This window comes from Gilliamella sp. (genome assembly GCF_024104075.1).
Lineage (GTDB): Bacteria > Pseudomonadota > Gammaproteobacteria > Enterobacterales > Orbaceae > Gilliamella > Gilliamella bombi.
Genome location: NZ_JAGGHR010000028.1, coordinates 1 through 23,510, shown reverse-complemented (window position 1 = coordinate 23,510; position 23,510 = coordinate 1). Strand labels below are relative to the sequence as shown.

Below are 23,510 nucleotides of genomic sequence, written 5' to 3'. Positions count from 1 at the left end.
TAACTTCATTAAGTTTTACTAATAAGCAATATAACGTGAAAAAATTAGTTGCATTATTTTTATTGTTCATATGTTTCTCAAACCCATCTTATGCTCAAGATTTTCGAGATTTGAGTTTTGACAAATTATACAAAAAAGCGGCAGAAGAAAATAATCCAGAAGCACAATTTTATCTTGGCGTTAGGTACCTTTATGGTATTTCTGTCACAAAAGATGCGCAAAAAGCAATAGAATGGTACGAAAAAGCTGCGGCACAAGGTATTGTATATGCTATGACTAATATCGCTAGCTTATATTATAAAGGTGAAGAAGTTGAACAAGATTACACCAAAGCTTTTGAATGGTTTCAAAAAGCAGCAGAAAAAGACGACGAAGCTCAATTTAATTTAGGGTATATGTACGAAAAAGGCCAAGGTGTTGAACAAAATATAACGAAAGCTTTGGAATGGTATCAAAAAGCGAGCGAAAATGGCAATGTAAATGCTCAATATTCTTTAGGTGATATGTATTTTGATGGTAAAGTTGTTGAACAAGATTATAGTTTAGCTAAAATTTGGTTGGAAAAAGCAGCCGAGCAAAATGATCCTTACGCACAATGGAATCTTGGTGTGATATATTTTAATGGCTATGATGTTAAAAAAGATACCAAAAAAGCGAAAGAATTGTTTAAAAAAGCTTGTGAAAATGGAATTAAGCATGAATTTTGTGAACAAAAATAAAAACGACTTCAGTAAATAAAATTGGGCTAAATTAAAAAGGGCGTTAAGCCCTGATTAACTTAAACGGCAGTATTAATTACAACAATGTCTTTTCTTGAGTGATTTAAAATACCAATAAAGCACAAGGCAAGCTGTACCTGTTGATAACAGATCGGCCGTTGGGGCAGCAGCCCAAACACCATCAAAACCCAAAAATAATGGTAAAATATAAAGTGCTGGTAACAAAATCAAAATTTGCCTTGAAAGACTTAATAAAATCGAAATTTTTGCCATACCAATACATTGGAAAAAGCTAGTGGTAACCATTTGAAAGCCAACAAAAATAAAAGAGAGTGTAGTAAATCGTAATGCAATAGCCGAAAGTTGCACTAAATCTTCCTCGGAACTAAAAGCTCGCACCAACATATCTGGAATAAAAAATCCTAATACAAAACCGAGCGAAGTTACAACCGTTGCTACTTTCACAGCATAAAAGAAAGTCTTTTTAACGCGATCATAATTTTTAGCACCATAATTATAACCAATAATAGGTTGCATACCTTGGTTGATACCAATGACAATCATAATCACTAAAGTAATAAGCCGGTTAGCATTAGAAAAAGCAGCAATTGAATCATCGCCCGACACATTAGCAAGTGGAGCATAACGATTAAGTTGCCAGTTAATAAACACTACAACGATTGATGCCGCCATTTGCATTGAAAAAGGCGATAAACCGATTGATATAACCGATTTTGCAATTGAAAAGTCCAACTTAAAATTACGACGATAAAGCTTGATATTACTGTTTTTATTTAAAAAATGTTGCATAACAAATACAAAGCTAATCATCATCGATAACGTCGTTGCCATTGCAGCTCCACGCATCCCCCAGCCTAAACCAATAATAAAAATTGGCGCTAAAATAATATTAGCAATCACACTGACAAACATAGTTACCATGGCTTTAAAAGGGTAACCACTTGCACGCATCATATTGTTGTAGTTAAAAGTGAGGGTTAAAAAGATACTACCAGGTAGAAAAATCTCTAAAAACTCTCTAGCATAAACATGGTTAACAGGGCTAGAACCGACAAAACGTAACACGGGATCAATAAAAATAAGCAGCATTGACAGCGTAAAACCACTCAGTACTGCAGTTAGCATAAACGACGTACCAGCGACTTTTTCGGCCTTGTCGTTTTCACCACGACCTAAAAAAATTGAAATCCGACTGGCCGAACCGATTCCAACTAACATACCAATTGCCGCTGCTAAATTCATCACAGGTAAAATAAGACCAGCAGCACTTAACGCCTCGCGCCCGATCCAATGGCCAATAAAAATGCCATCAATAATATTATAAAGTGTATTAACAATCGTTCCAATCACTGCTGGCAGCGCATATTGCCAAAATAGTGCACTGATTTTTTTATTTTTAAAATCATTATAAACATCAATAGAGTGAGCCATTGCTTTTAATTTTCCGTTGATAAATATTGTAAAGAAGTTTCAGGTAACTATACGTTTCAGTATAAAAAGCATAATCATTATTTTACATTGATAATGATACCCCCAAATTGCTTGTTAGGTATATTAGCAAAATAATAAATTCAGTTTTCGATTTTTACTTATTTCTTAATTTTAATGATTATAACTGATAGCGATTATCTAAACCTTGCTATCGCGACTGCGCTTACGTGTAGTTAAATCTTGTCAAAAAGTTTCAGGTAACTATACGTTTCAGTATAGATTTATGCAATTTAACTGTGCTAGTTTAACAGACTGGCAAATTGTTAATAGCACTTTTTCAGCGCTTTGATAAAATAATGTCCTTAATGATTATAGCGATCCAATAGGAACCTCACCAATGAGCGTACAAATAGAAAAGATCATACTGCATAAATTAATTAGAAAAAGCGACACCGAAATTGAACTACAACTTCGTGACTCAATGCTCGACAACGAGCAAGCGGTTGTTAATCTAATTGAAGATATCAACCGCATCTATAATAACAAAAGCAAAGCCTATGGATTATTTAATAGCGAAAGCTTATTTGAACAATCACTAAAAGAACTACGGCTAGGCAATCAAGATTTTTTACATTTCAGCCAAGAATCAACCAAACAACTACGCAACGAACTTGCCAAATATCCTTTTGCAGAAGGAGGAACGGTGGTGTTTTGCCAATATCGTTATTTGGCGGTTGAATACTTAATTATTGCGGTGTTAAATAGTTGTTTAAGTATGTTAGTTAATGAAGACTTAGATATTAGCGAAACGCAATATCTAGACATTGACCATGCCGATATTATTGCCCGTATAGACATGACCGAATGGGAAACCCAAGCCGACTCAAAACGATATTTAACCTTTTTAAAAGGACGAGTAGGGCGAAAAGTATCTGACTTTTTTATGGACTACCTAGGTGCTAATGAAGGATTAGATGCGAAAGCACAAAACAAAACACTGGTTAAAGCGGTAGATGATTACTGCCAAGAAATGCAATTTGACAAACAAGACAAAACCAACGCACGTGAAAGCGTCTACAATTACTGTCAAGCTCAATTACAAGCTGGTGAAGAAATTGAACTAAAAAATCTAGCCAACGAACTACCAACAAGTGACGATAACAACTTTATTGAATTTGTCAAAAATAGTGAATACGATTTAGAAGACACATTCCCCGTTGATCGTAGTGCATTGCGCCAACTTAAAAAATTCTCGGGCAGCGGTGGCGGATTAACCTTAAGCTTCGATTCAAATTTGTTAGGTGAACGTATAAAATGGGATCCACAGACTGACTCACTGGTTATTAAAGGTGTACCGCCTAATTTGCGTGATCAGCTACAACGCAATAGCGGCTCGAACTAATTATCCGCTAATCATAAACTAACAACGTTATTAGGACAAAAAATGAAATACATTGGTGCACATGTAAGTGCAGCAGGTGGGGTAGATAACGCCCCGATAAATGCCTATCAAATTGGCGCAACCGCATTTGCGTTATTTACCAAAAATCAACGACAATGGCACGCCAAACCGCTTGAAACAGCCACCATCGACAGCTTTAAAAAACGCTGCGAAAAATATGGTTTTACCAGCAAACAAATTTTGCCACACGATAGTTACCTTATTAATTTAGGACACCCCGATAGTGAACAGCTTGAAAAATCACGCACTGCTTTTTTAGACGAAATGCAACGTTGTGAACAATTAGGATTAACATTACTCAATTTTCACCCCGGAAGCGATCTAAAACAAATATCGGTTGATGAATGCCTAGCACGCATTGCCGAATCGATAAACATTACGCTCGACAAAACACAAAATGTGGTTGCTGTTATTGAAAATACGGCTGGACAAGGCTCTAACTTAGGCTATAAATTTGAACATCTTGCGCAAATCATTGACCAAGTCGAAGACAAAAGCAGAGTTGGAGTTTGCATTGACACTTGCCACGCTTTTGCCGCTGGTTACGATTTACGTACCGAACAAGCTTGCCAAGAAACTTTTGCTGAGTTCGAAAAAATAGTCGGTTTTCAATACTTACGAGGCATGCACTTAAACGATGCTAAAAGCGAATTTGCTAGCCATGTCGATCGCCATCACAGTTTAGGCAAAGGCAATATTGGTGAAACTGCATTTAAATATATTATGCAAGATCCAAGAATTGACGAAATTCCTCTTATCTTAGAAACCATTGATCCTGATATTTGGACGCAAGAAATAAACTGGCTAAAGGAGCAATGTCAATAGTTATTAAAGCGTTACACCTTTTGTTATCGGTGATGTGGATACAATTAAAAATAACACAATTGAAATTAGCAAAGATCCTCGTGTGTTACTAGCAGAAAGTTATGCTGATTATATGGCTGTTGCTAAGGCATGTAGCGGATTTGATCCAGAATGGGAGAAGAAAGGAATATGAAAAAAATAAATGAATTATCATCACAACAATTAATTACCACTATATTTGACCCAGTAAAAGAACTGGATAAAACCATGCCAACGCGCATTACTCAATATATCTTACAGGGTGATGAACTAAATGTATTAGTTGATTTAAATCAATTGTGTCAGTCTTCAAACACGGCTACTAAACTTTATGAGTTACTTCGAAGACCTTGTGACCTTCATTATACAAATATTTGTGACGAACCCAATTCATCCGAAAAAGCAAGAATGGCTTTTTATCAGCGGTGGACTGATGATTATACTTTTGAACAGATAATCCGTTTTGCACGAGTTTTAACGGCGTTATGTGGTAATTTACGTTTTATTAAACTTATTACTCCAGAGTTACCCTCTTGGTTTCTATACCTGTTATATGATGGATTGATTACTACGTTACCGATTTGTTGTAACAATGAAGAGCGGATTGATGAGCGAAAAAATTGGTCAATTAAACAATTACATGAGTTGTTAGAGATTGAGGAATCAGGATTAGGTAAAAAGTTATTATTTGCTATATTTGACCGCCAAAATATTACATATCGCAGCTGTTTTCAATATTTCTTTATGATTAATGGTCTATTACCTTATGTTATTGAGCATATCGAATTATTCAAACAATTACCGAATCAAGATATTGCGATATTAGGGCAAGTCGAACAATTAAAATATATTCGAAAACATCCTGAACTACAAATGCCACTGATTGATTTTATTGCTGTGCAGTCATTAAATAGCTCCAAACAAGTCAATCAGCTAGCAACTGAAATGTTACTTAGTTCCCCTGTCGAAATAGTAAAGCCCCATTTACAACGTTTGTTAACTGCTGGCACAGTTAAGCAGCGTAGTCATGCTGCCGCATTACAGGCTAGAATATCCTCCGATTCGACAATCTTACAACAAGCCTTAGCTAACGAAACTAACAAAACGGTCATTGCTGCGATAGAAAGTGCTTTATCACGACTTGAAAGTGCAAATACAGCCGAACAACAAGCAACTTTAATCATTCCTGATTTTGAGCCAATCGATGATGTTGATTTACCCATTATTGCTCGTGATATTTTGCAGCAAAATTATGAAGAACATTTAATAGAAAGTGAAAAAGCGGCACAAAAAGAAGTTGAAGATAACAAAAAATATAACCTTCCATATAATTGGGCAAGAAAATACTATAAAACGTTAAAAACGATTACCTCACAGGATTTAGATGATGTCTATCACTATTTAAATGGTAAGATTGAATATTCGGCGTTACTCAAAAAAATCAATAAAAATATCGATATTAAATTTTTATTAGCCAAAAAAAGGTTACAGAATCTACCTGAATTTACGCTTTTTCATCTATTACGAGTGACTCAATTAGCTGATAAAGATACAGGCGTTTATTATTTCGAAAGATTATTTGAAAAAAATGAATTTATAAAAAAATTAGATCTTAGACAAATTGCAGATGTATTAGTAAAACTCAATTATTCTCAGCATGTGCCCTATGTCGTTGCTGTGCCATTTTTAACCAAAGATACCTATCACGATGTCTATGAAAATGAACCACACAAATTATGGCCATTTTTTGCTGAAAACGAATTTTTGCTTGATGAGGCCTTAGGTTTTGCTCCCAAACAAGAAGCCTTGTCTTATCTTAATGTTGATGTAGAAAGTACCATTAAAATATTACAAACTTTCCCAAATATTCCAACTAAATATGTTGCTTATCTATTTGAATTAGCTTTGGGCGAAAGTAAACAAGTACGCTATGCCGCACAAAACGCTTTAAGTGTGATTACTAATATTCATTGCCAAGTTGAACAAGCTTTAACATCAGCAAAGCAAGAGGTGCGTATTGCCGCCGCTAATTGGTTAGCAGAGTTAGGACAAAAATCTTCAATTAAAGCATTAAATAATGCCTTAAAAAAAGAAAAACGCGAAACTGTACAAGCTGTTTTATTAGTCGCTTTAGAAAAATTAGGCGAAGATATTAGTCAACATCTAACCGTTAAAAAACTATTAACCGATGCACAAAAAGGCTTAAAAGGTAAAAAACCTGCTGATTTTGACTGGTTTGATAAAAATCTAATTCCGCCATTAACATGGAAAAATGGTGATGTAGTTGATCCTCAAATTATTGAATGGTGGGCGTGGTTAGCGGTCAAGTTAAAAGATCCAGCTAATCCATTGTTAATTATTTATAGTCGCTTATTAAGTCAGCAAAGCCAACAGCAATTAGGCGAATTTATTTTACAAAGCTTTATTAAGCAAGATACGCGAATGCCAACGGTGGAAGATGCCGAAGCAAAAGCCAATTCATTAGCCGATAAGCGATTGCAGCGATATATTGGCTACTACCAGCAACACCCTCAATACTACCCTAGTTATGCCAATATTACTTTTGAACAAGTATTTGAAGAGATAAAAAAAGAGGCTTTGGCAGTCTATCTTGGTTCAGCCATTAAAGCGAAAGGATTATTAGCATTAACTAGTGGTATTAAAGGTCATATTGCAGTTTCGTTATTACGTAGTTTTATGAAAGATCATCAACAACGACGAGCGCAAATTGAAGCGATGCTTGAACCGCTTGCTCAAAGTGATGATCCGTTGATCACGCAACTCTTGTTATCGCTTGCCCGCCGTTATCGTGCTGCATCTGTACAAGAAAAAGCCCGCTTATTGGTAGAAAGTATTGCAGAACGCAATGGCTGGACTACTGATGAACTAGCTGATCGCACCATATCTACCGCAGGGCTAGATGATAATGGTGTGTTAACCCTTGATTATGGTGAACGCACATTTACGGCTATTTTTGATGATAAGTTTAAATGGCATTTAAAAAATGCAGATGGTGACGAAATTAAATCCTTACCAGAAGCCCGAAAAAGCGAAGATCAAGCCTTAGTGAAAGAGGCAAAAAAACAGTTTTCCAACAGTAAAAAAGAACTAACGCAATTGCTTAATATGCAAATTACCCGCTTTTATGAAGCTATGTGTACACAGCGTCAATGGCGAGTAGAGGATTGGCAAAAATACTTACAGCCACATCCTATCGTAGGACGGCTTATTCAACGTTTAATCTGGCTTGAATTAGATGAAAATGGACAGATAGTAAACAGCTTTAGACCAACTGAGGATGGTAGCTTAATTACAACTGAAGATGAAGAAATAGAACTAAATGAAGGTAATCGCATTGCCCTTGCCCACTCTGCAGTGTTGCCAAGTGCTATCACAGTAAAATGGCAAGATCATCTTAAAGATTACAAAGTCCCCGAGCTATTTGATCAATTGACTCACTCATTACCAGATATAAGTAAAGTTAAAGATGACATTATTGATGAACGTTTAGGTTGGTTAACTGACAGTTTCACGATACGTGGTATCTTAACCAAATTGGATTATAAGCGTGACAATGTTGAAGATGCAGGTTGTTTTTATGGTTATTATAAGTATTTTGCTAGTCTTAACCTGTATATTAATATTGAATTTAGTGGCAGCATGGTACCAGAAGAAAATATCCCTGTTGCTCTTTTTGACCTCTATTTTAGTAAAAAGCCATGTTTAAAAGATAGACCAATAGCTCTCGATAAATTGCCTCCAGTGTTACTCGCTGAAGGTTATGCTAACTATATGGCGGTTGCAAATGCGTGTAGTGGCTTTGATCCTGATTGGGAAGATAAATTAATATGGTAAAGGATACTGTTGACAATAATGAGCGCAATTTATTAGCGTGTTTTGAGATTTTGCGGGGGTTAGATAAATTGATTCCTGAGCGCATTTGTAAATATATTTTACAAGGTCAAGATCCTCTAGTTTTAGAGGATTTAAATCAATTATCACAAACGTATAATAGTGCAAAGCGAGTTTATGGGCGCCTAGGCTTTCCAGGTGCGACTAATATCATTTATTATTCCACTGAGAAAAAACAACCAATAAAAGCAAGAGCGCTATTTTATCAACAATGGACGGATAACTATACGCCAGAACAGATTATCCGTTTTGGTAAGGTATTGGCAGCAACCTATATTGAAAATATGCAGCAAAGTCGCATTTATTCAGAACAAAAAAATATTGATGTGATCACGCCAAATTTACCATTATGGTTTTTATATCTATTTTTAGATGGATTGGTTTCAACTTTGTTTAGCTATAATCAAAGTGCTGAAAAAATTATTCTTGAACGTCAAAATTGGTCTGTTCAACAATTACATCAATTGCTCGAAATAGAACAAAAAGGGCTAGGGAAACAACTATTATTTGCTATTTTTGACCGTCAACAAACACCAGAATCTTATTTAAAGTGTTTTTATTATGTGTTTATGATTAATGGTTTATTGCCCTATATTTATGAACATCTTGAATGGTTTAAAACCTTGCCTGAACAGGGGCTATCTAGAGCTGGTCAATTACAGCAATTACAATATATTGCTAATCAAGACAAACTTAAACAAGATGTGATTGATTTGCTTGTAAAACAATCAACAAGTAATATAAAAGCAATCAGTGAGTTAGCAACAACCTTGTTACTAAGTTTACCTATTGACATAATACAAGCTGAATTACAAGTTTTATTAGATCAAGGAACACCTAAGCAACGTTGCCATGCGATAAACTTATTAGTTAGATTATCTGTTAATCGCAAGATTTTAGAAGAAGCATTAACTCGTCAGACGAATAAAACCGTAATAAAAACCATCGAAGGGGCTTTATCACGATTAAGTGTCAATGAGGATGCTAAACAGCAAGAAATCGGATTAATTATTCCTCCTTTTGAATCGATCGTTGAAGTTAATTTACCTTCTAAAGCGCGAGATATTTTGCAACAAAACTACCAAGAAATATTAGTCCAACAGCAAAAGAAAGCAGAACAGGAAATTCAATATAACCAAGAATATGGTTACAAAATTACATCTGAACAACAGCGTTATGCGCAATTAAAAACAATTACTGTTACTGATTTAGATGCGATTTTTGATTGTTTAAATGGTAAAGGTGATATCGAACAGGCGGATATAAAAAACAAATTAATTTATGAAGTTATTTTGAATAAAGGACGCTTGCCATCGTTACCTGAATTTAATCTTTATCACTTATTACGTGCAGAAAAAATTTGTCATCATCAGCCTAATTCCTTTTATTTAGGTTTAAGTTTTTCTCATCATGAAATCTTGTTACGTACCGATTTACGCCAGTTAGTTGAAGTCATGAATAAAATAGATTATGTGCCAGATGCGAAACGTACTATCGCTGCCGCATTTTTAATGAATTATTATTATGAAACTACAGCTGAGGTCGATCCTAATTTAGTTTGGCCATTTTTTGCCGAAAATTCCGTTTATCTTGATGAAGCATTAGGACTACTGCCAAATCAAGAACTGCAAAACAGTGATTATTTTTTTGAGAAAGAACGAGGGATAAAAATATTAACTTTTTTCCCGAAGTTACTAGCTAAATATGTGACTTATTTACTTGAACTGGCATTAGGTGAAACTCAATCATTACGTTTATTAGCACAAAAAGCATTGAGTATGTTGCCTGATATTCATTACCGAGTGGAAGAGGCATTAATATCAACCAAACAAGCTCAGCGTATTTTAGCTGCCAAGTGGTTGGTAAAATTAGGACAGAAATCATCAATTAAAGCACTGAATAATGCGCTAAACAAAGAGAAATCTGAATCTGTACAAGCAACATTATTAGCTGCGCTTGAAAGTTTAGGTGAAAATATAAACCAATATTTAACGCCAACAAAATTATTAGATGATGCACAAAAAGGCTTAACAGGCAAAAAACCAGCAGATGCCAAATGGCTTGATGAAAACTTAATTCCAGCATTAACTTGGCAAAATGGTAAGGTGGTTGCCCCTCAAATTATCACTTGGTGGATTTGGCTTGCGATAAAATTAAAAGAGCCTGCTAATCCATTATTAATCATTTATACCCGACTTTTAAGCATCAAAAGTCAACACGAATTAGGTGTATTTATTTTACAGGCTTTTATTAAGCAAGACACACTAACGCCAACACTTGAAGAAGCCGAAATAGAGGCAAACTTAAATGCAAAACAGCGTTTGAAAGATTATTTAAATTATGCAAAGCGCTATCCCGAGTATTATGGTCAATATGAAAATATGACTTTAAGCGAAGCATTCGAAATGATAAAGCAAGAAGTGCTTTCCCGTGTGATTGGTTCAGCTATTAAATCAAAGGGGATATTATCACTAATTGGAGGCATACAAGGTAATACTGCCGTATCGATAATAAAAAACTATATTAAAAACTATCAAATCAGGCGTGGACAAATTGAAGCCATGCTTGAATCAATAGCCGTTAGTGATGATCCGCTTATTATTCAATTTTTATTATCAATTGCACGTCGTTATCGAACGCCGTCCGTGCAAAAAAAGGCAAAATTATTGATTAACCAAATTGCTGAGCAAAAACAGTGGACGGCTGATGAACTGGCTGATCGCACCATTCCAACAGCAGGTTTAGATGAATCGGGCGTACTGAGCCTTGATTATGGTGAGCGAATTTTTACAGCCACATTAGATGATAAATTTAAATTTGTATTAAAAAACGCCGAAGGTAAAGAAATTAAAACACTCCCCGAAGCAAGAAAATCTGAAGATGAAACACTAGTTAAAGAAGCAAAAAAACAATTTAATAATAGTAAAAAAGAGCTGAAACAATTAATTGAATTACAAATAATGCGGCTATACGAAGCTATGTGTTTGCAACGACGTTGGTCTGTTTTAGAGTGGCAAGAATATCTCTATAACCATCCCATTATGAATCGATTAATTCAACATTTAGTATGGCTCGAAGTGAATGAATCAGGGGTAATTATAAAGAGTTTTCGTCCAACCGAAGATGGCAGTTTAATTGATTTAAACGATGACGAGATTGCGCTTAACAAACTAAACTATATTACTGTTGCACATAGTGCATTGTTAACTGAAGAAGTTGTGAAAACATGGCAAAAACATCTTACAGATTACAAAGTTTCGCTACTACTTACACAATTTAACCATTCGTTGCCTGATGTTAGCCATGTTGAAGAAAATATTATTGATGATCGTAAAGGGTGGCTAACAGATAGTTTTACAATACGAAATATATTAATTAAACAAGGATATAAGCGAGAAGACATTGAAGACGGTGCTTGCTTTTATGGCTATTATAAATATTTTAGTGAACTTGAGCTTTATATCAATATTGAATTTAGTGGTAGCTATGTGCCAGAAGAGAATATTCCCGTTGTACTTTACAATCTATATTTTAGTAAAAAGCAAGGGAAAAACGGTAATGCAATTGATATTAACGATGTGCCGCCAGTATTACTAGCAGAAGCTTATGCTGATTATATGGCTGTTGCTAATGCCTCAAGCGGTTTTGATCCAGAGTGGGAGAAGAAAGGGTTATGGTAAAACAAACACAAGCCATTCGCTTAAGTGCAGAACAACGTTATGCTAAAGAGTTAAATAAGTTGCTGAAATTGGATAATAATAACAATAAACCTCAAGGTTGGCAATTATCACCAAAATCGGTACGAACGTTTATTTTAGGCAATGAAGAGGTTGGCATCAGCCGCAAATTTTTTGGTGACGATCCTCTTGTTGATCGAGCGATTGTCTCTTTGCTTGGTAAACAAGGTTTAATGTTAGTTGGCGAACCAGGTACAGCTAAATCGATGTTATCTGAACTGCTAGCTGCAGCAATCAGTGGTGATTCAAACCTAACTATTCAAGGTACGGCAGGGACAAATGAGGATCATATCAGATATTCTTGGAATTATGCTTTATTATTAGCAGAAGGACCAACTGAACGAGCATTAGTTGGTTCGCCAATTTACCACGGTATGCAGCAAGGTAAAATTGTGCGCTTTGAAGAAATAACACGTTGTCCTCCTGAAATTCAAGACGTACTTGTGTCATTGATGTCAGAAAAGCAAATGATGATTCCAGAAATGGGACAGCATGCTAAAATTAGCGCTCGACCAGGTTTTAATCTTATTGGTACGGCAAATTTAAAAGATCGCGGTGTACATGAGATGTCGGCTGCATTAAAACGTCGCTTTAATTTTGAAACCGTTAACCCAATTACTGATAAAAACTTTGAAATAGAATTAATTCAAATGCAACTTAACCAGGAATTAGGTGAACTAAAATCGCAGATCATTATTCCAGTCGATGTCATTGAACTATTAGTAACAACGTTTCAAGAGTTAAGACAGGGGCAAACACAAGCAGGCACTAATCTGAAAACACCTGATGCGGTGATGTCAACAGCAGAAGCTGTCAATATTGTTTATGCCTCAGCATTAGATGCCTATTATTTTGATGAGGGCACCCTTGAGGGTGGACATATTGCTAAACAGCTTATTGGTGTAGTTTTAAAAGACAATGCTGATGATATTAAACGAATTCAATTTTATATGGATAATGTGGTGCGAGAAAGAGCCAAAAACTCATCAGTATGGCATTCATTCTACCAGGTGTCTAAAAAATTCTGGAAATAATAAATAGATAATCATTATGGGAAGCTCACCATTACCACAACGTCTACAAAATGCTTTGATATGTCGAGATGCATTACAACAAGCACAGATCTATTTTGCTCCAGTACGCCATCATAGTCCTGCTTGTAGTTATGCTTTGCGACAGTTGATTACTCAAATTAAACCGACTCATATTTTGATTGAAGCACCTGCTAGCTTTTCAGAAAAACTTGAGGAACTACTAAATAATAAGACAGAGCCACCCATTGCTATACTTTGTCAAACAGATCTTCAAGTAGACGAAGTTGTCTTTCAGAAGAATGAAGAATATAGTGAAGAATATAAAGAGGATGATAAGACTAACTCGCCATCGCATCAAATTACTCGCTCCGTATTTTATCCATTTTGTAGTTACTCACCAGAGTGGCAAGCAATGCAATTGGCAAAACAATACAATGCAAAAATTCAATTTATTGATCTGCCTTGGGCAGAACAAGTTACTCAAGAATTCACATCATTGCAGAGCAAATCATTACTTTCTGAAACCTATCTAAAGCATAGCCAATACATTACTCAATTGGCTAAGAAATTACATTGCCGTGATCATGACGAAGTTTGGGAGCATTTATTTGAATTAAGAAATTTTACCGATCTTGCTGATTGGCAAACATTTTTTGAAGATACGTTTATTTGGTGTGCAATGGCGAGGCTTGATTACGATTCATCATCACTTGAAGCTGAAGGATCGAGCCAACGAGAACAGCACATGTTAACCGCAATTGGGCGATTAAAAAAATCGACCCCCGATGCAAAAATTGTGGTGGTCACAGGCGGATTCCATACTTTAGCATTATTTGAAGGATTATGGCAAAACAAGCTTCTATTACCCAAACGAACCGATATTACCCGATTTAATCGACAGCAGAAAAGTGGCGACAGGGATCGAACTTGGCTTATTCGTTATAGTTTTGATCGCCTTGATGCATTAAATGGTTATACAGCAGGGATGAATTCTCCTGCTTATTACCAAAAATCTTGGCAATCAATGCTAGCTTATGAACAAAATTCTAACCAACCGCAAACAACCCAATGTTATCGAAAAACACAATTGATTGATTTTTTATCGATTATTACTGATAAATTAAGAAAAAAGCAAAATTGTAGTGATGCAATTGGTTTTATCCCTTTAAAGTCGGCGATTGAACAAGCCTGTTTATTAGCTGAACTTCGAGGTCATTATGGTCCAGGTCGTTATGATCTGCTTGATGGTATTCAATCTGCTTTTATCAAAGGAAGTATTCACGATGTACGCAGTGATTTTTGGCAAATAGTTTATCGTAGCTTATCAGGAAATCAATTAGGACAAATTCCTAATGATATAGCCTCACCACCACTTGTTAATGAAGTTTATTCAACACTTAAAAAATACCGTTTTAAGCTCGACGACACATTGCCTAAAACTACCCATATTGATATTTACCGTAACCCAGAACATCGGCAACGAAGTCGATTTTTACATCTACTTGCCTTTTTGGACGTTGGATTTGCTAATCGTCTTGACGGACCAAATTATCAATATGGAACAAGGTTAACCATTATGTTTGAAGATTGGCAATATTTATGGACTCCAATGGTTGAAGCTAGGTTAATTGAGCTGTCAGAGCAAGGCACGCAACTTGAACAGATTGCTATACAAAAACTACAACAGTCAATAGAGCAATTAACAGAAGATGGAATGGCACAATCTTGTTTGTGTGCAGTAAAAGGGGTGATACAAGCGGCGTTAATGGGATTACAAACCTATTTCTCTCAATTATTAGTTAAATTATCATCATTCTTAGAAGTTGACAGTAATTTATTGTCATTAGTGGATTGTGGGCATCGTTTACTCTATTTATGGCAAGGTCGGGACTTTTTAGCACTTAATGTCAGTTCAACTTTGTTAGCATTGCTAGCTAAAGTACCAAAACAAGCCTTTTTCTTACTTGATACATTAAAACAATCCGATACAGAGCAACAGCAAGAAAATTTAAAAACATTATTATTATTTAGAAATTTAATAAATAATCTACCAGATAAGCTAGATGTGAAAAAGTTGAAACAGGATTTTTACCTGAATTTACATCGTTTACAACCGTTATTAAGCGAGGCGCCATTGATTCGGGGCGCTATTGATAGTATTGCTTATTTGGACTCTCAAATTAGCCAATCAGAATTTGACCACAAAATAAAAATGGCTTTTGAGTTAGGATCCCAATATGAACAGGCAAGTAGCTATTTTATGGGGATAATGCAATGTGCACCCGAATTAATTATCCACTCTTCACAATTATTAACAAGCCTTGATGAATTATTAGCAAATTGGAAACAAGATCAATTTATCGAAATACTTCCTGATTTACGACTTGCATTTACGCAACTCACACCGAAACAAAATGCGATAATTGCCGAAAAAATTTCTAAAAAATATAGTGCTGAAAAAGAAGATATGAGTATTGAGCAATATAGATTTAGTGAAGAAGAATTGCAAAAAACACTTTCTTTGGAATTATCTATCTCCCAATATATTCATCAACAACAACTACAAGATTGGTTTAAACAGTAAGGATTTAGCATGATCGGCAATAAAAAAATCATTGATAAAAAAAATGTTGCTCATGTTAAGCGATGGCGATTGATATTAGGAAAATATGCAGATGGACACCTTAATCAGGCGACATTTAACCAACATGATCATAACTTAGAACAAACATTAAATTATCTTTATCAGCATGAATACCGCAAGCGAGGTTTAAAAATAGGTGATGAAGATAGTAGGGATAGTGTTAGAAAAAAGATTTCACCTGGTGGCAATGAAAATTCTGTATTTAACACAGTAAATTGGCTCAATAAAACGCGAAAACTGTTCCCTAAAAGTACATTTGAACGCATGCAACAGCAGGCGATTGCCCGTTATCAACTGCAAGGAATTTTAAACGATCCTAATGTTATTAAAGCGTTAGAGCCGAATTTGAACTCTGTGCGTTTATTAATGAATTTAAGAGGACAATTAAAAAGTGAAGTCTATTTGGCAGTTAAAGAGCTGATTCAAAGCGTTGTTGATGAAATTTTACAAAAAATCAAATCCGATTTTGTTAATGCCATGATAGGTAAAAAGAATCGATTTCGTCGTTCCAATATACGTTGTAACCAAAATTTTGACTGGCGTGCAACAATTAAGGCTAATTTGAAACATTTTGATCAACAAAAACAACAAATGATTATTGAAAATGCGATTTTTAACTCTCGTGCAAACAAACAATTACCTTGGGATATTATTTTATGTGTTGATCAAAGCGCCTCAATGGATAGTTCAATTATCTATTCTGCTGTTTGTGCTAGCATTATGGCTAAATTACCTTCTGTTAACTTACATTTATTTGTTTTTGACACTCAAATTGTTGATCTGTCTCACTTAGCCCATGATCCTGTGGAAGTTTTAATGACAGTTCAGTTAGGGGGGGGAACTGATATTGCCAAAGCGCTCAATTATGCTGAACAAAAAATTAAAAATCCACAACGAACAATTGTGGTATTAATTAGTGATTTTTGTGAGGGAGGAGCATTAATTCACCTTTATGCAACTGTTTCAAGAATGAACAGCAACAGAGTCAAAATGTTAGGTTTAGCGGCGCTAGATGATAATGCTGATCCTGTTTATGATTTGCAAATATCGCAGCAATTAGCTAACCGTGGTATGCAAATTGCGGCATTAACACCAGAACACTTTGCTGCTTGGCTAGCTGAGGTTATGCAATGAGTTGGCAACATATCTATTTAAACTATGATCAAGAGTCATTGGCACTTTATGCCAATATTGGCTTAGTTCGCCGTGCTCGTAAAGATATCGAGGCTAACAAAGTAAAATTAATTGAAAAAAGCAATGAAGATTATTTAGAATTCAATGCAGACGGTCAGCAAGTTAGATTACCTGCTCAAGGTATTCAAGCCGCAAGTTGCAATTGCCTTGCTCACGGGCATTGTAAGCACATTATATCGGCTGTTTTATGGCTACAATCAAATGCTTCGTTGTTAGAACATTCTATTACCGATAGCAATAAAATTGATGATGAAAATCAAATTAAGTCGCTAGATCAATCTAATGATTTGCATAAATCTGATAATAAAATAAGTACAAAACAGCTTGAAACAATAAGACCTTTAGCTAACGTGTTAACTGAATTATTGTCATTAGATGCCTCCAAACTTTTAAAAAAAGCAGGAAAAAACAATATTTTTAAAGCTTATCAATTTGCGTGTAGTTGGCAAAAAAATCATTTAGTTACGATAGAATACCAAGATTCACAAATACGAATTATTGTACCAGAAAGCGATACACCTATTATTTATATGGCGGGTACTGGCTTTGATGGAATGATTTCAACTTTCTGTGCAAACCAAAAAATGGCAATACATTTAGCAGCTATTGCTTATCTATTTGAAAAAAACAACAAAACATGGCCGTGGCCAATCCAATATCGACAAAGCATAACACATGAAAGTGATCAGCTTTCTGCTGATGAAATTACTTTGATTAAACAGATTCAACAGCATATTTGTAATCTTATCAATCAAGGTTTATCTCATGTGAGTCATAATCAAGCTGATCAATTACAATTACTTAATATGTCAGCAAGATCTCAAGGATTACCTCGTCTGGCTGCAATGCTTCGGCATCTTAGTCAATTGGTTGAGTTACTTGCCAAACGGCATTTTGCGGTTGAAGAACAAGATATACTTCTTTTTTTAGGGCAGATACAAGCCTATACCGAAATGCTATTACATCATCAAGGTGAACAACTTTTCAAATTAAGAGGTAGGATAAAACGCCAATATAAAACAGAATCACAGCCCCTTGAGCTATTACCATTAGGCGGTCGTTGGTGGCAAAGTAAAACAGGTGCCATTGGTGCAACTTTCTACTTTTGGGATATTGAAAAACAACAATACCAAGAAACAACATTAGCCAGATCCTATAAAAACGATATCAATTTTAATCGCACAATGATTTGGAACAGTATGTCAATATGGCAAACATTTCCTTATATGTTGATGCAAAAATCAATAAAGCTTCATCACCCTCGTTTATCAGATACTGGCGAATTGGCGATTCATGGTTCAACTGTTACTTTACAAGAAACAGGGTGGAATGATAACAATTATCAGGATTTTAGATCAAAAGCGGGATTTGAAAATTGGTCAATACTGAGCGACTATTTACAAGATAATCATTTAGATGATTCACCTCTTAATGAGATGTTAATTCTTCATATAGCAAGCTCAAATAAACCTTATTTAGATGAAATTCGACAAAATTTAGTTTGGCAAGTAAATGATAATGATGGAAATAGCCTTTTTTTATGTCTCTTTTGGGATGAATATGAAAAATTACGTATCGATGTTTTAAAGAATTTTTTAGAAACCAACAATCACACCTTAACCGTATTTGTCAACTGTGTAAAAAATGACAACTTTTTGGATTTAGAGCCTTTTGCATTGCTTTACAAAGAGCAACTAACAGGAGATATCAAAACATTAAATCTTGATTTTGAAGACTTCTGTCATAAAAGTAAAAAAAATAATTCTAAACAAAATGTTATTATAAATAATTATTTAGCGCATAAAAAGCATCTAGGCGAAAATCATTATATGACAGATTCACTTTCAACCTTAATTATTCAACCACTTTTAACGATACTTGAAAGTATGGTGTGTTCAGGAAGACTCGAATTATTCGCTGATCAAAAACAGCAATTAATTGCGATCCAATATGATTGTGATACTTTAGGATTAAACACATTAAGTACCGTTTTAAATAAAATTCTCAGTCAACAACAAATAGCGGTAACACATATCTTACAAGCAGTTTACTTATGTTATCTTTTAAAAAAGACAAACTACCAATTACCAATACAACTGAAAGATTTATGATATAAATACCTTATCGCTATTACATAACTCTAGTAGAAAATAATATTGCGTATTTTTGCGTTTATTATTCAGTAGAGCGTTATATTCTTTTATGCTAAATAAAGTTTTTTAATGTTATAAGACTAATATTCCAGTGTGATCGTAAGGTTCGTTTGGTACTATAAATAATACATAATTAGAATTATTTTAAAGGGTAACAAGCACTGATAAGACTTGTTAACAGGTCTTTAAGGTGTTATATTTAATATGCATAACAAAACAAGGGTATATGATCATGCCTAATATTATTTTGAGTGATACAACTGCAAGTATCAGTGAATTAAAAAAAAATCCAATGGCAACAGTGAATGCAGGACAAGGTTTGCCAGTTGCAATTTTAAATAGAAATCAACCTACATTTTATTGTGTTCCAGCCGAACTTTACGAAAAAATGCTTGATATGATTGATGATCAAGAATTAATTGCATTAGTTAAAGAGCGAGAAAAACAAAAGCTCGTTGATATTGATTTGGAAAGTTTTTTATGAAATACACCATCAAGTTTAGAAAGGATGCAGAAAAAGAATGGAAAAAACTTGATCGAACAATACAACAACAATTTGCAAAAAAACTACTAAAATGTAAAGAAAACCCTCATATACCAAGTAACAAGCTACGAGGAATCGTTAATTGTTACAAAATAAAATTAAAGGCATCTGGGTATCGATTGGTTTATCAAGTTCAAGATAATTTGCTAATTATTATTGTTGTCGCTATAGGAAAAAGAGAGTGTAATGAAGTTTATAATCAAGCGAGTAATCGATTGAAATAATTTAAATATCGTCATATTTTAGTTCAATTTTAATGACAACTATATCTTTTCAATGACATCACCACATAATCATAATATATAATAACTTTCATTCTGTAGAGAAACATATTTAACTAAAATTATTATAGTAAAATACTTGGAATTTTTACGTTAGGTCATTTTTTTGATTTATTGCTACATTTAATATGATTAGTTGGCTTGATAGTAATCAAAAAATAATATGCTAGTATTTATGTGTATATAACATTTTTAATATGAAAGAATTTACATGATAGATTTTAGGTTAAAATCCTTGAAAGAAAACATGTCGGGGCTAATTTTTGAGTTCGCAATACCTCCTTTTAAAGATTATTGTTGGAACGAAACATCAAAGTATCTGGCAGAAAACGCATTTAACTTTATTGAAAGCATTATATACAACAATGTACCTAAGTATCAAAACCATGGGCATTGGGGGAAAACTGAAGTTAATAAAAAACAGTGGTTCTTAATAAAATCATCATTAATCAAGCTTAAACAGAAGCTTGATCACTCTCTAAATCTAATAGAACTTGAACATGACTTATACGATTTTAAGTTTATTTTTGATAATGATTTGCAAGAAATGACAAATAATTTTTACAAATATAAATCTTCTTTTTCACAGATGATTGGTGATTTTATAACATGGATTGATGATAATATACAAAAATACGGTTCAATTTATATTTTGGGTATATAACATTATTTATCAATAAAAGAATAAATGAATTAATTCTCAAATGCTAGTAATGTGGTTTAAAGTTCAATTCCCTTATTAAACCATTTAATGTTCCAATTCACTTGCAAGCATGACAACCTCAGGCAAAATATCCAAAATCAAAGCCAATTGTTGCATAACTAACAGATCATTATTTGTTTTATCATCATCAATTGAAACAGCCGAAATAGTTTCGATATAATCGGTGACGGATTTTTTAATAGCTTGGTATTCACCGTCGATCTTTTTAATGCTTAATAGATTAATAATATAGACTGACAAATCATCAAATAGATCGAAAGTCTGTTTTGAAAGAGGTTTATCGCGATGCGCACCTAAAGTCGAAAGATAGCTAATCAATGTATGATTAAGTGTTAACAAACGAAATCCCTGATCGATAACAACTGGATTCATATGCGGCTCTTTAGTCATCAAACTAATTAATGACGACAAATCTGCATTACTATCATGCGCCGCACGCCTAGCTAAACGATACATAACATCATTAGTTTTACCAGTCAAATACTGACGACCAATTAACGCTAAGTAATGGCTATCGTCATGGCAAACACGATCCACTAATTTAGGTAGATTTCTAAACTTCCAGTCAGGCCAAATAAAGCTCACAGCAAACCATGCAATAAAACAACCAATTAACGTTGCAATAATACGTGCGACCGCAACTTGAATACTACTTTCGCCAATTAAACTGAAACTAAAAAACACCAGTAACGTAATAAACGCAGTAGCATAAGCATATTGTGAATTCTTAAATAGAAAAAACAGCCAACCAGTGATAATAATCAACACCAACTGCTCAGGAACACTTGGAAATAAAAACGTCAACGGAATACCTACAATAATCCCTAGAATGGTACCGATTACGCGTAATTTTAACCGATATTTTGTAGTTGAATAGTTAGGTTGACACACAAACAAACTGGTTAAAATAATCCAATATCCATGCTGTAAATCGGAAAAATGAATCACCATATAACCAACAAAAAACACCACACACATACGAATTGCATGACGAAATAGTGCCGATTTTATGGTTAAATTGTTTCTAATCTTGGCAAAAATAGCATAAAAGCTGGTTAGTTCTTCATCGATTAATTGATTATCTTCTTCTGCTTTTGGCAAATGTTGCTCGGTATCAATATTAGCAAGTAACAGATCGATAGAAAGCAAATTTTGATGTAAACTCTTAAGCGCTTTAATCATCAGCATATCGCTTTTATGACTAGCATGATATTGATTAATAGCTTCTTCAAGATACGAAAAATAACGTGAAAACAGCGGATCATGTTGATAAGTTTGATTTAACTTAATTGTCATTGCCAATTGCGCACAAGCTTTCGCTTGCAAATTTAAAATACGAGCAAATCTAAATAAAATATCACTATGTTTAAAATGCACACTAAGCGCTTGATAATGTCCATGCGCTGAACTTGCTCGCTCATGAATATCTTGCGCGACAAAATAATAGCTTAGTAACTTTCTAATATAAGCTTGTCCACGATAGCTTTTTAAACGATTAAATAGCGAACGTTTTGTATTATTAAAAGCACTAATGAGTTGATTATTACTATTGTTTAATTGCAAAGTCTGTTTTTTAAAACCGTCAGACTCATCGGGATCAAACATCGCTGCCTTAGCGTCAAGATATTGTGCTAAATCAATAAAACACTGTGAAAGCGATTGTTGGGTTGTGCGAATAGGTTGAATGATCGATTCAATTAACGAAACAACATTATACCAAAGCGCACCTAACAGCAAAAAACAGGGCAAAGTGTAATTATCAGTAAACAAATTATGCCCAAGCATGGTATAGGCAGCAATTAAAAGTGATCCAAACGCAATCACACCGTAACGTTGCCCAAGCGAACCAAGCATGGTAAAAATAAATGTTGAAGAAACCAAACCAATAATAAAAAATGCAGGATAATCAAATAACAACTCGACTGAAAAAGTGGCAATAGTAAAACAGATCAATGTAAGAATTAAATTAATACAACGGCTTAATAGACGAGTATCGATCTCGGTCAAACCAGCTGCCACAACACCAAGCGTAAGAGGAATAACTAGCGAGGTATACCCAAAATACCACGGAACTAAAGTCGAACCAGTTAAACTAATTAACATCCGAAGACTAAAAAGAAGATTACTGCTGTAAAAGACTTTACGTAAAGACAAAATAAATGTGTGCACGGTGTATTGGGTTTGGTGTATGTTCAAATAATAGCTACTAGAATACTATATTGCATCAATTAGGGAAAGAGCTCAGAAAGTTGTTTCTTTTTAAGAAAAATAAAAATAACAATAAAATCAATAGACTACCTGAACGATTTTAGAGTAAGAAACACACTTATAGCACCACAATGCTAATAAGTTTGCCTTATCAGAGCGTCAAAATATGTCGATAACGAAGTAAAGCTAGCACGCCAAACAGGGCTGTTTGGTGTGTTTGCGTGTTAGATGTTATCATCAATATTAACCATTCCGTAAAAGTCAAAAAGTCTGAAATCAGACATCATAATTTAGTTAAAAAATTCACCTATTTTTATAACTGAATCGTTTCTATCTTTATGTTTCTTTAAATTTGTTTACATTTCTTTACAAAAAAGTCCGCCAAAAAACTAGCCAACTATTTTTTTTACGGCTATACTTTCACAGCTTTAGAAAAATAAGCGGATAATTATAAAAAATTGAAATAAAACAAAATATTACTTGACAGGTGGAACAAAATGCAGTACCCTTTTAGGCACAAGGCACAAGGCACAAGGCACAAGGCACAAGCACTGGCAAACCTATGTCTTAAATTTATCAAATAATCCTATTCGACGAGTTTTT

The 23,510-nt window shown here is 34.3% G+C and carries 15 protein-coding genes; 13 read left to right on the top strand and 2 right to left on the bottom strand.

What is annotated here, in order from left to right:
- The first annotated feature begins 35 nt into the window (after window positions 1–35).
- Entirely contained in the window at window positions 36–719 is a 684-nt protein-coding gene (locus J6569_RS08620) for a tetratricopeptide repeat protein (RefSeq protein WP_296318254.1), read from the top strand.
- Window positions 720–791: 72 nt separating this feature from the next.
- Here J6569_RS08620 and J6569_RS08615 read toward each other — a convergent pair whose 3' ends face one another.
- Window positions 792–2,171, bottom strand: coding sequence for an MATE family efflux transporter (locus J6569_RS08615; RefSeq protein WP_296318253.1), 1,380 nt, complete (start codon window positions 2,169–2,171; stop codon window positions 792–794).
- A 397-nt stretch (window positions 2,172–2,568) separates the two neighbouring features.
- Between J6569_RS08615 and yejK the strand changes: the two genes are divergently transcribed.
- The 12 genes from yejK to J6569_RS08555 all read left to right on the top strand — a co-directional run bounded on the left by yejK (window position 2,569) and on the right by J6569_RS08555 (window position 20,639).
- Window positions 2,569–3,573: a nucleoid-associated protein YejK gene (gene yejK / locus J6569_RS08610; protein ID WP_065589922.1), complete on the top strand. Its 1,005-nt coding sequence runs from the start codon at window positions 2,569–2,571 to the stop codon at window positions 3,571–3,573.
- Between the two features lie 42 nt (window positions 3,574–3,615).
- Entirely contained in the window at window positions 3,616–4,458 is an 843-nt protein-coding gene (gene nfo, locus J6569_RS08605) for a deoxyribonuclease IV (RefSeq protein ID WP_174798096.1), read from the top strand.
- 34 nt (window positions 4,459–4,492) lie between these two features.
- Entirely contained in the window at window positions 4,493–4,630 is a 138-nt protein-coding gene (locus J6569_RS08600) for a hypothetical protein (RefSeq protein ID WP_167370075.1), read from the top strand.
- Window positions 4,627–8,331, top strand: coding sequence for a DUF4132 domain-containing protein (locus J6569_RS08595; protein ID WP_296318252.1), 3,705 nt, complete (start codon window positions 4,627–4,629; stop codon window positions 8,329–8,331). Before J6569_RS08600 ends, J6569_RS08595 begins: the two co-directional genes overlap by 4 nt.
- A complete protein-coding gene (locus tag J6569_RS08590) occupies window positions 8,325–12,068 on the top strand; it encodes a DUF4132 domain-containing protein (protein WP_296318251.1) in 3,744 nt (1,247 codons plus the stop codon). Before J6569_RS08595 ends, J6569_RS08590 begins: the two co-directional genes overlap by 7 nt.
- Window positions 12,062–13,159: an AAA family ATPase gene (locus J6569_RS08585; protein WP_085165274.1), complete on the top strand. Its 1,098-nt coding sequence runs from the start codon at window positions 12,062–12,064 to the stop codon at window positions 13,157–13,159. The genes J6569_RS08590 and J6569_RS08585 overlap by 7 nt, the downstream gene beginning before the upstream one ends.
- A 16-nt stretch (window positions 13,160–13,175) precedes the next feature.
- Complete coding sequence (locus J6569_RS08580) at window positions 13,176–15,743, top strand: DUF5682 family protein (RefSeq protein ID WP_174798100.1); 2,568 nt, start codon at window positions 13,176–13,178, stop codon at window positions 15,741–15,743.
- Between the two features lie 9 nt (window positions 15,744–15,752).
- Entirely contained in the window at window positions 15,753–16,937 is a 1,185-nt protein-coding gene (locus tag J6569_RS08575) for a VWA domain-containing protein (protein WP_296318250.1), read from the top strand.
- The gene (locus J6569_RS08570; protein WP_296318249.1) at window positions 16,934–19,108 is read left to right on the top strand and encodes a hypothetical protein; all 2,175 of its coding nucleotides are present in this window, start codon (window positions 16,934–16,936) and stop codon (window positions 19,106–19,108) included. The genes J6569_RS08575 and J6569_RS08570 overlap by 4 nt, the downstream gene beginning before the upstream one ends.
- 274 nt (window positions 19,109–19,382) lie before the next feature.
- Window positions 19,383–19,634, top strand: a complete 252-nt coding sequence (locus J6569_RS08565; RefSeq protein WP_065609784.1) for a type II toxin-antitoxin system Phd/YefM family antitoxin — start codon at window positions 19,383–19,385, stop codon at window positions 19,632–19,634.
- Entirely contained in the window at window positions 19,631–19,918 is a 288-nt protein-coding gene (locus J6569_RS08560; RefSeq protein WP_296318248.1) for a type II toxin-antitoxin system RelE/ParE family toxin, read from the top strand. The genes J6569_RS08565 and J6569_RS08560 overlap by 4 nt, the downstream gene beginning before the upstream one ends.
- Window positions 19,919–20,222: 304 nt before the next feature.
- A complete protein-coding gene (locus J6569_RS08555; RefSeq protein WP_296318247.1) occupies window positions 20,223–20,639 on the top strand; it encodes a hypothetical protein in 417 nt (138 codons plus the stop codon).
- An 84-nt stretch (window positions 20,640–20,723) separates the two neighbouring features.
- Here J6569_RS08555 and yccS read toward each other — a convergent pair whose 3' ends face one another.
- Complete coding sequence (gene yccS / locus J6569_RS08550) at window positions 20,724–22,895, bottom strand: YccS family putative transporter (protein WP_296318246.1); 2,172 nt, start codon at window positions 22,893–22,895, stop codon at window positions 20,724–20,726.
- Window positions 22,896–23,510 lie beyond the last annotated feature (615 nt).